The organism is Lentzea indica (genome assembly GCF_012184385.1).
Classification (GTDB): domain Bacteria; phylum Actinomycetota; class Actinomycetes; order Mycobacteriales; family Pseudonocardiaceae; genus Lentzea; species Lentzea indica.
In genome coordinates, this window is record NZ_VSRL01000107.1 from 18,747 (window position 1) to 28,219 (window position 9,473).

A 9,473-nucleotide genomic window follows, 5' to 3' on the forward strand; every position below is an offset into this window, starting at 1 on the left:
GGATACGGAACTCATGTCGAACCTGCTCCGCAGCCTGCCGCCCACCGCCAAGGGCATCCTCGCCGTCCTCCGAGTCCTGCCACGGGTCAGCCGGCCGCGCACGGCGCTCTTGGCGGGCGGGGTGGTGGTGAGCGCCGTTCTGCCCATCGGGATCTTCGTCCTCACCGGTCTGCTCATCGGCGACCTTCCCGGCGCCGCGCGGGACGGTGCGGACTCGCTCGCCGCCGATCGGGTGGGCACCCTGCTGGTCACTGTCGGGATCGTGATCCTCATCGAGCGCCTGACGACCCCGCTGCTGCGGGCCACGGTGTCCACGCTCGGCCGCGACGTCGACCGGTACCTGCAGGAGGTCGTGCTCAACGCGCTGGCTCGGCCGAGGGGCATCGCTCATCTCGAGGACCCCGACGTGATGGACGAGGTCCGGATCGTGCGGGGCCTCGGCATGAGCGCACACCGGCCGGGCCAGACCGTCGAGGCCCTGCCCGAGGTGCTCTCGTCGTGGCTGCGGGCCCTCGGCTCGGCGGCCGTGCTCACCTGGTTCCACTGGTGGCTCGGCCTGCTGTGGCTCGTGGTCTGGCCGATCATCGTCTACCGGATGCAGCGCGACTACCTGCGGGTCGGCGAGGAGGGCTTCGGGCAGAGCGCCCAGCTCCGCCAGGCCGAGTACGTCCGGGACCTGGCGCTGGATCCACCGCCGGCCAAGGAGGTCCGCCTCTGGGGCATCCTCGACTGGCTCGTCACCCGCTTCGACACGCTGTGGCAGGCCGGTATCGGTCCCATCCGCCGGGCGCGCCGGCCCCGGCCCGGCATGGTGCTCGGCTCCGCGGCCGCGATCCTGGTGATCAACGTCCTGTCCTACGGCCTGCTGGTCTACGCCGCGGTGCAGGGCAGCCTGTCGCTCGCCGCCCTCGCCGTGTTCGTCGCGGCCTTGGGCGATGCCAACGAATACGCCGTCGGTGACGAGCACCTGTACCTGTCCTACGCCGCCGTTACGGTGCCCAAGGTGCTCTCCCTGGAGCAGCGCCTCGCCGACAGCTCCCCTCCGGAGTCCGGCCTCCCGGTCGGTGCGGACGTCCCCGCGCAGGAGATCCGCTACGAGGGCGTGACGTTCCGATATCCCGGCACCGAGCGCGACGTCCTCAACGGCCTGGATCTCGTCATCCCCGCCGGGCAGTCGCTGGCCATCGTCGGTGACAACGGCGCGGGCAAGACCTCGCTGGTGAAGCTGCTCGCCGGCTTCTACGAGCCCACCGCGGGCAAGGTCACCGTCGACGGCGCCGACCTCGCCTCTCTCGACCCCGAGGCGTGGCGCAGGCGGGTGGCCGTGCTGTTCCAGGACTTCACCCGCTACCACCTGCCGGTGCGCGACAACATCGGGTTCGGCGCTCCCGAGCACGCCGGCGACGAGGACATGCTGCGCCGCGCCGCCGAACGGGCCGGGGTCGGTGACCTGATCGAGTCGTTGCCGAACGGCTGGGACACCGTGCTGTCGCAGGCCTACACCGACGGCGTCGACCTCTCCGGCGGGCAGTGGCAGCGCGTCGCACTGGCCCGCGCGATGTTCGCCGTCGAGGCCGGCGCCAAGGTCCTCGTGCTCGACGAGCCCGCGGCGGCACTCGACGTGCGCGCAGAAGCCGAGCTGTACGAACGGTTCCTGGACCTCACCCAGGGCCTCACCACGATCCTCATCTCGCACCGCTTCTCCACCGTGCGGCGCGCGGATCGGATCGTGGTCGTGTCCGGCGGCCGTGTCGTCGAGGCCGGTGGCCACGACGAGTTGCTCGATCGCGACGGCCGCTACGCCCACATGTTCCGCCTGCAGGCGGAACGCTTCCAGCCCGCAGGGGGCATCGATGCGTGACACCTGGCGAGCTTTCGTCACCACCATCAGCTTCGGGTTCCGCGCGGCGCGCTGGTACGCGGTCTTCCAGATCGCCACCGAGATCGTGCTCGCCCTCACCGGCCCGATGATCGCCTACGGCGCCAAAGTCCTCGTCGACGCCGCCACCGCGGGCGATCTGAGCCTCGCGCTCACCGGTGGGCTCGGCATCGCCGCCGCCACCGGGCTGCTCATCATCGCCCAGTACTACAACGCCCACTGCGTGTTCGCGGTCCTCGAACGCACCCAGGCGTTGTCCGACCGGACGCTGATGCGCCTGATCGGCGGGATCGACAGCCTCGCGCCGCACGAGCACCCCAAGTACCTCGACCAGATCCAGCTGTTGCGTGAGGAGCGCGAGAGCCTGGCCGAGATGACCAACGCCACGGCCGGTCTGATCAGCGCGTTCGTCGGCTTCGGCGCCACCGCGTTGCTGCTCGCCGAAGTCCACCCCGTGCTCATCTCGCTGGCGTTGCTGGCGTTCATCTCGCTGTGGATCACCAGCAGGGCCAACGACCTCGCCGTCGACGCCCAGGAGGACACCGGCGAAACCGAACGGCTGCGCCGCCACCTGTTCGACATCGGCACGACCGCCGGTGCGGGCAAGGAACTGCGCGTCTTCGGGCTCACCCGCCAGCTGATCCGCCGCCACCACGAGGTCTCCGACGAGGTGCTGGACGACCGCAACCAGGCCGCCTGGCGCGGTGCCTGGCTCAAGAGCATCGACGCCGTGATCAACGCGGCCGCGTTCGTCGGTGCCATCGCGCTGGTGGTCTGGCTCGCAGTCAGGGGCAGGGCCACCCCCGGCGACGTCATCCTGGTCGTCGGGCTCACCATCGAGATGTCCGCGGTGGTCGCCATGTCGGTGGGCTACAGCGGCGACTTCCTGTGGTGCCTCAAGCAGGCCCGGCGCTACGTCTGGCTCGAACGCTTCGCGGCGAGCGCCGGCAAGCGACCGGAGGAGCCGGCCGCCCCGCCCGCGTCGCTGAGCCACGGCATCGACCTCGTCGACGTCACCTACCGCTATCCGGGCAGTGAGCGCACCGTCCTCGACGGCGTGTCCATGCATCTGCCTGCCGGGTCCGTGGTGGCGTTGGTGGGCGAGAACGGCGCGGGCAAGTCCACGCTGGTGAAGCTGCTGTGCGACTTCTACGAACCGGACGGCGGCGAGATCCGCGTCGACGACATCGACCTGCGCCGCATCCCCACCCGTGACTGGCGGACCCGGCTCAGCGGCGCCTTCCAGGACTTCGTGGAGCTGCGGCTGACGGCCCGCGAGGCCGTCGGGGTGGCCGACACCGCCCGAATCGACGACGACGCCGCCCTGCACGGGGCTCTCGAACGGGCCGGTGCGACCACTGTCGTCACCGATCTGCCGCAGGGCCTCGACACCCGGCTCGGCCGGGAGTGGGACGGCGTCGAGCTGTCCGGTGGCCAGTGGCAGAAGCTGGCGCTCGCCCGCAGCCTGCTGCGCACCGACCCGCTGCTCGCGGTGTTCGACGAGCCCACCGCCGCGCTCGACCCGCAGACCGAGCACGCGTTGTTCGAGCGCTTCGCCGAGGCCGCCAGAGCCGGGCGGTCCAGGGGAACGGTGACTCTGCTCGTGTCGCACCGCTTCTCCACCGTGCGCATGGCCGACCTGATCGTCGTCCTCGACGGCGGCCGCATCCGCGAGATGGGCAGCCACGAGCACCTCATGGCCCACCCCGACCTCTACGCCGAGCTGTACGAGCTGCAGTCCGCGGCCTACCGATGAAAGGCACCGCACCATGAAGTTCGAACCAGCGCCCCTCGAGGACTGGATGCGTCTGTACTACTTCGCGGTGGACGACGACATCGGCAGCAGCGGGGTCGAGGACTACTCGCTCGCCGACCTGCGGGCCCTGCTCGGCATCGACGCCGACGAGCTCGACGCCGTGGTGTTCCGCGACAGCACGTCGTTCGGCGGCGAGGAGGTGCGCACCGCCATCGCCGCCCAATGGGGGACCGGCGACCCCGACCGGGTCATGGTCACGCACGGCGGCAGCGAGGCGATCTACCTCGTGCTCAGCACCCTGCTCGACCCCAGCGACGCCGTCGTTGTCACCGAGCCGACCTACCACACGCACACGTCGATCGCCCAGACCATGGGCTGCGAGCTGCGCGTGTGGCCGCTGCGGCCGGAGAACGGCTTCCGTCCCGACCTCGCCGACCTGCGTGAGGTCATCGACGGCGCCAAGGCCGTCGTCGTGAACTTCCCGCACAACCCGACCGGCGCGTCGCTCACCCCGGCCCAGCGCGACGAACTGGTCGCCATGTGCGCGGAAGCCGACGTGTACCTGGTGTGGGACCAGGCTTTCCGCGAGATGGTCGTCGAGGGCTCGCCACTGGTCGATCCCGTGCACGACTACGACAAGGCCATCTCCATCGGCACCCTGTCCAAGGGCTACGGCCTGCCGGGGCTGAGGGTCGGCTGGGCCATCGCGCCGCACGACGTCCTGCGCGGCACGCTCGACCTGCGCGACCGCATGACGCTGCACCTCTCGCCCCTGGTCGAGCTGCTCGCCACCCGCGTCGCCCAGCACGCCGACCGCCTGGTCGGCCCGCGCATGGACCAGGCCCGCCGCAACCTGGGGCTGCTGCGCCAGTGGGCAGCCGACCACCCGGATCTGGTGGACCTGCCGGAGCCGATGGGCGGCGTCACCACGTTCCCGCAGCTGCTCGGCCACGCCGACACCACCGATTTCTGCCATGACCTGGCCCGCGAACACCGCACGCTTCTCGTGCCGGGGTCGTGCTTCGGGGACCCGACCCGCGTTCGGCTGGGCTACGGCGGTCCCTCCTCATCGTTCGCCAGGGGCCTCGAAACGCTCGCACTCATGGGGGAGAAAGCCCGTGTTCAGAATTGAACTGACCCAGTCCGATGTCGCCGAGGCCGACGCCCTGGTCGCGTCGCTGGCCGAGCGCTACCGCTCGGTGGAAGACCCGGCCTTCGTGCGCGAGGCCACCGTCATCGCCCACGAGCTGCCCCGCGCCCTGCGTGCGGGTCTGACCGAGTTCCGTCTCACCGAGCCGCATCCGTTGTGCGTTGTCGGCGGTTACCCGATCGACGACGACCGCATCGGGCCCACCCCGGCGCACTGGAAGGACTGCGGCGGCGAGGGCAGGCCCACGTTGGCGGAGGACCTGTTCTTCTACCTGTGCGCGTCGCTGCTGGGCGACCCCATCGCCTGGTCCACCCAGCAGGACGGCCGGCTGCTGCACGACGTGTTCCCCATCAAGGAACACCAGTACGAGCAGCTCGGCTCGGGCAGTGAGGAGCTGCTCACGTGGCACATCGAGGACGCCTTCCACCCGATGCGCACCGACTACGTCGGCCTGATGTGCCTGCGCAACCCCGACGGCGTCAACACCACCTACGGCTCGCTCGAAGGCATCGACCTTCCCACCGACGTGGTCGAGGTCCTGCGCCAGGAGCGCTTCCCGATCCGCCCGGACCGTTCCCACCTCGCCGCCAACCGCCAGAACGACGACGGCGACGAGCAGCTGCGCCGCCTGCGCGACCGCAGCTACGAGTGGATCTCCGGCCTGGACGCGAACCCCGAGCCCATCGCCGTCCTCTTCGGACCGCAGGAGAACCCCTACCTGCGCCTGGACCCGTACTTCATGGAGGTCCCCGCCTCGGACCCCGAGGCCGCCGCCGCACTGGACACGATCGTCAAGGCGATCGACGCCAACATCGCGGGCTACGCCCTGAAGCCCGGTGAGGTCCTGTTCCTGGACAACTACCGGGGAACGCACGGCCGCGAGCCCTTCACCGCTCGCTTCGACGGCACCGACCGCTGGCTCACCCGCCTGAACATCGCCCGCGACCTCCGCAAGTCGCGTGCCCACCGCCGTAGCGCGGACGCCCGCACCATCTACTGACAAGGAATCTTCGATGCGCACAAGTCCCTTTGACGACGAGGACGGCCGCTTCTTCGTGGTGGTCAACGACGAGGGCCAGCACGCCCTGTGGCCGGCGACGCTGACCACCATCCCCGACGGCTGGACCGTGGCCTACGGCGAGGAAACCCGCCAGGCCTGCCTCGACTACGTGAACGAGCACTGGACCGACCTGCGGCCTCGCAGCGTTCGTGAGCAGCTCGACCGCCAGGCAGCCGGGCGGTGACGACGCAGCGCGGCCTCGCCGGACTCCGGTGAGGCGCACCACCGTGTCGCCCGGCACCCGGCCGTGCTGTTTCGCCGCCGGGGCCGGGCGTTGCGGCTTTCCGCCCGAATCGACCGGATGCTCGCCGCCAGCAAGATCCTGCGCAAACGACTTCCTGACTGTCGTCACCGCTGATGGTCGTCGCCTGACGGACCATCCGTGTGTGGCGGCGCTGCGTCGGTCGGGAAGAAGATCCCGCTCACCAGATGCGCACGGCGCCCCGGCGCGGGTTCGTTGCCCGCGCGCGAGCCGAAGACCTGCCGCAGTTCCCCGACCATCTCGGCGAGTTCGCCGGGGCTGAGCCACAGGGTGCCTTGGCGGTAGCCGATGGAGTCCGTGACGGGATCGGCGCCGGGCCGTTCGAGGTAGGCGTTGAACTCCGCCAGCATCGCGGCCATGGCGGCGGCGAACCCGTGCCGGTGATCCTCCAGCGACATCGCGCCGCCCGCCTCGGCGTCGATCCTGGCCTGCTCCGGGCGCAGCCGGTAATGACGTTCGACGACGCCGCGCACCCGCTGTTCGTCCACCACCTCCAGCACACCGGCGTCGACGAGCAGTCCGACATGGCGGTACACGGTGGTCCTGGGGACATCGGGCAACGCCGCACCCAGCTCGGAGGTGGTGAGAACACGCTCACCGGACATGGCCCACACGATGCGCAGCCGGATCGGGTGCAGAAGCAGTTCGAGCGTGTCCACACCCCAATGATTCCACAGCTGGTACTGTTCCCAAAGTTGGGATCATTCGGACTTGGGGGCGCAGTGACGATGGAGACCGAGCTGACGGTGACGCTGGAGGACGGTCTCCCCGTCGTCGGCACACTCGTGCAGCCACGTGGCGACGGTCCACACCCGACAGTGGTGGTGCTCTGCGCGGGTCAACTGGACCGCGACGGCAACGTGGGGAAGTGGCCGATCGCGTTCGGCCGCCCCGTGGCCGCCGCGCTCGCGGCCCACGGCGTCGCGTCCTACCGGTTCGACCGCAGAGGCATCGGAGCAACGCCGGGGCAATGGAAGCAAGGCGGCTTCTACCAGCACCGCACCGATGACGCCCAGGTGGTGCGAGCGATCGCGGCACGGCCGGACGTCGCCTCGGTGGGCCTGGTCGGCTTCAGCGAAGGCGCCGTGAACGCCACCTGGGTGTCCCGGCACGCCGAGGTCGCCGCGATCGTGCTCGTCGCATGCCCTGCCACGACCGGAGTCGACGGCATGATCGCGTGGGCGGAGCACCCCGAGGCCGAGATCCCCGCACCGATCCGATTCCTCCTGCGCCTGCTCCGACGCACGCCGGCGCAGCAGTTGCGCCGCATCACCAACAAGATCCAACGGGGCCGCACGCGAGTGTTCGGTCTCAAGCTGCCGCAATGGTTTCGCGAGTTCCTGTTGCACGACACCAGGCCGGACCTCGCCGCGGTCCAGGTGCCGATGCTGGCCATCACCGGCGGCAAGGACATCCAGGTCGACCCCGATGACCTGGACAAGATCGCCGAGCTTTCCCAAGGCCCGTGGAGACCCACCGGTTCCCCGACCTGACCCACATGCTCCGGCGCTACCCCGGATCGACCCCGCCGCCCACGCGGGAACAGCTGCGGCGGCCGGTCGATCCGGAGTTGATCGAGGAGATCGCGGTCTGGGTGGCCGAGCACCTCCCTGCCTCAGTTCGCCCTCGATGATGACCCGCGGGCGGGCTTACGCTGGCGCCGCGGATGTCGTGGAAGGTGGGCGGAGTGCTGACGACCGAGCCTGTGGTGGTGCGGCCGCGTGAGGCGGACGAGCGGATCCGGCGCTGGGAGTCCCGGTTGGTCCGGGAGTACGACGGGGTGCCGCCGAGCCTGGTGCACGAGTGGATCGAGCGCGCCCGTGCGCGGTTGGGCGGGGCGCGGGTGCGCGGCTTCGTGCCGTTGCTCGTGGAACGTGCGGTGCGAGCCTCCGCGCGTGACTTCCCGGCGGATGTGCCCGGTATTTCCGGGACGCCCCTGACGAGTTGGGCCCGGAGCACGGCGAGCCGGCTGCTCGCGCAGCGCCTGCCGCGCCGGTGGGCGCACTCGAGCGGTGTCGCGCGCCGCGCCGAACAGGTGGCTCGCGTCCTGCCTGTCGAGGAACAGGACTTGCTGGTCGCCGCCGCGTGGCTGCACGACATCGGGTACGCCGACGAACTCGTCGACACGGGGCTGCACTCGCTCGACGGTGCGCGGTATCTGCTCCGAGCAGGTGCGCCGCAGCGGGTGTGCGACCTGGTGGCGCACCACTCCGGTGCCGCGGCCGTGGCGGAGGTGCTCGGACTGGCCGACCAGCTGGCGGAGTTCGGCGACGCTCGCGGACGGCTCCGCGACGCGCTCTGGTACTGCGACATGACCACCGGTCCCGATGGTCAGCCCACGATCCTGGACGACCGGCTCGCCGAGATCCGCCAGCGACGAGGTCCTGACGATCCGGTCGTGCGTGCTCTTGAGATCAACGTCGACGAGCGCCGGTCGGCCGTCCGGCGCATCCACCGGCTGCTGCGCAGGACAACGGAGTGGCGACAACCTCTGCGTGTACGGCTGGAAGCCGGGTGATCCCGCCGATTGCGCTGGGTTCGTGAGAGCGGGCCCCGCCCCGCTCTCACGGGTCTGACCTCAGCGCCGTCCTGCCGGTGCGTCAGCCGTAGCACGCGCCGAAGGAGATGTTGACCTGCGTCGAGGTGATGCTGCGGCCCTTGTCCGACGCGACGAACGCGGCGACGCTGCCCACGTCGGCCATGGTCGCGGCGCGCTTGAGCGGCGACGCGTCGATGATGCTCTGCCTGGCCCCCGCCATCTCGGGGATGTCCGGGAAGGTGTCGACGATGCCGCCGGTCAGCAGGGTCACGGTGCGGATGCCGTGCGGCGCCAGCTCGACCGCCCACTGCCTGCGCAACGACTCGACGGCGTCGAAGCCGATCTGCACGTTGCCCATGCCGGGGTGGATGTTCGCCTGGTCCGATCCGCCGAAGAACAACAGCACGCCGGACTCCTGCTTCACCATGTGCCGGGCCGCGGCCTTCGTGGTGATCAGCTGAGTGGTGAGGCCCTTGCCGATGGCCGCGACGAAGTCGTTCGTCGAGATGTCGGCCAGCGGCTGGAAGATCGCTTCCGACGTGATGACGTTGATCGAGATGTCGACGCTGCCGGTCTTCTCCACGACGGCGTCGATGTGGTCGTTCACAGCGGATGCGTCCAGCGCGTCGACCACCGCTGTCTCGGCCTGGCCGCCCGCGGCGCGGATTCTGTCCGCGACCGTCTCGAGCTTCGCCGGTGTCCGGCCGGCCAGGAAGACCCGCGCGCCCTCGGCCGCGAAGCCGTCGGCGATCGCGCCACCGATCGAGCCGCCGCCACCGTAGATCACCGCGGTCTTGTTCTCCAGCAACATCATCTTCTCCTTTCGT

The 9,473-nt window shown here is 70.3% G+C and carries 9 protein-coding genes; 7 read left to right on the forward strand and 2 right to left on the reverse strand.

Features of this window, described 5'->3' with window-relative positions; translation table 11 throughout:
* Positions 1-13: 13 nt before the first annotated feature.
* Genes FXN61_RS26530 through FXN61_RS26550 form a run of 5 tightly spaced genes read left to right on the forward strand, consistent with a single transcriptional unit; the run spans position 14 to position 6,029 of the window.
* Positions 14-1,861 carry an ABC transporter ATP-binding protein gene (locus FXN61_RS26530; protein WP_167976744.1) on the forward strand — a complete coding sequence of 616 codons (1,848 nt, stop codon included), beginning with the start codon at positions 14-16 and terminating at the stop codon, positions 1,859-1,861.
* Positions 1,854-3,635: an ABC transporter ATP-binding protein gene (locus FXN61_RS26535; RefSeq protein WP_167976745.1), complete on the forward strand. Its 1,782-nt coding sequence runs from the start codon at positions 1,854-1,856 to the stop codon at positions 3,633-3,635. Before FXN61_RS26530 ends, FXN61_RS26535 begins: the two co-directional genes overlap by 8 nt.
* Before the next feature lie 13 nt (positions 3,636-3,648).
* Positions 3,649-4,767, forward strand: a complete 1,119-nt coding sequence (vioD, locus tag FXN61_RS26540) for a capreomycidine synthase (RefSeq protein ID WP_223165608.1) — start codon at positions 3,649-3,651, stop codon at positions 4,765-4,767.
* The gene (gntD, locus tag FXN61_RS54585) at positions 4,754-5,785 is read left to right on the forward strand and encodes a guanitoxin biosynthesis L-enduracididine beta-hydroxylase GntD (protein WP_167976746.1); all 1,032 of its coding nucleotides are present in this window, start codon (positions 4,754-4,756) and stop codon (positions 5,783-5,785) included. Before vioD ends, gntD begins: the two co-directional genes overlap by 14 nt.
* A gap of 13 nt (positions 5,786-5,798) precedes the next feature.
* Positions 5,799-6,029 carry an MbtH family protein gene (locus tag FXN61_RS26550; RefSeq protein ID WP_167976747.1) on the forward strand — a complete coding sequence of 77 codons (231 nt, stop codon included), beginning with the start codon at positions 5,799-5,801 and terminating at the stop codon, positions 6,027-6,029.
* A 164-nt stretch (positions 6,030-6,193) separates the two neighbouring features.
* On the opposite strand, the gene FXN61_RS26555 is transcribed toward FXN61_RS26550, so the two are convergent.
* On the reverse strand, positions 6,194-6,766 hold the full coding sequence (locus FXN61_RS26555; RefSeq protein WP_167976748.1) for a helix-turn-helix domain-containing protein: 573 nt from the start codon (positions 6,764-6,766) through the stop codon (positions 6,194-6,196).
* 69 nt (positions 6,767-6,835) lie between these two features.
* Here FXN61_RS26555 and FXN61_RS26560 point away from each other — a divergent pair, with 69 nt between their 5' ends.
* Together FXN61_RS26560 and FXN61_RS26565 are read left to right on the forward strand one after the other, a co-directional pair.
* Positions 6,836-7,600, forward strand: a complete 765-nt coding sequence (locus FXN61_RS26560) for an alpha/beta hydrolase (protein WP_223165609.1) — start codon at positions 6,836-6,838, stop codon at positions 7,598-7,600.
* A gap of 194 nt (positions 7,601-7,794) precedes the next feature.
* Positions 7,795-8,625, forward strand: a complete 831-nt coding sequence (locus FXN61_RS26565; RefSeq protein WP_312878005.1) for a three-helix bundle dimerization domain-containing protein — start codon at positions 7,795-7,797, stop codon at positions 8,623-8,625.
* An 82-nt stretch (positions 8,626-8,707) separates the two neighbouring features.
* On the opposite strand, the gene FXN61_RS26570 is transcribed toward FXN61_RS26565, so the two are convergent.
* Positions 8,708-9,473 (reverse strand): SDR family NAD(P)-dependent oxidoreductase (locus FXN61_RS26570; protein ID WP_312878006.1); only part of this gene is annotated, 766 nt, incomplete at its 5' end.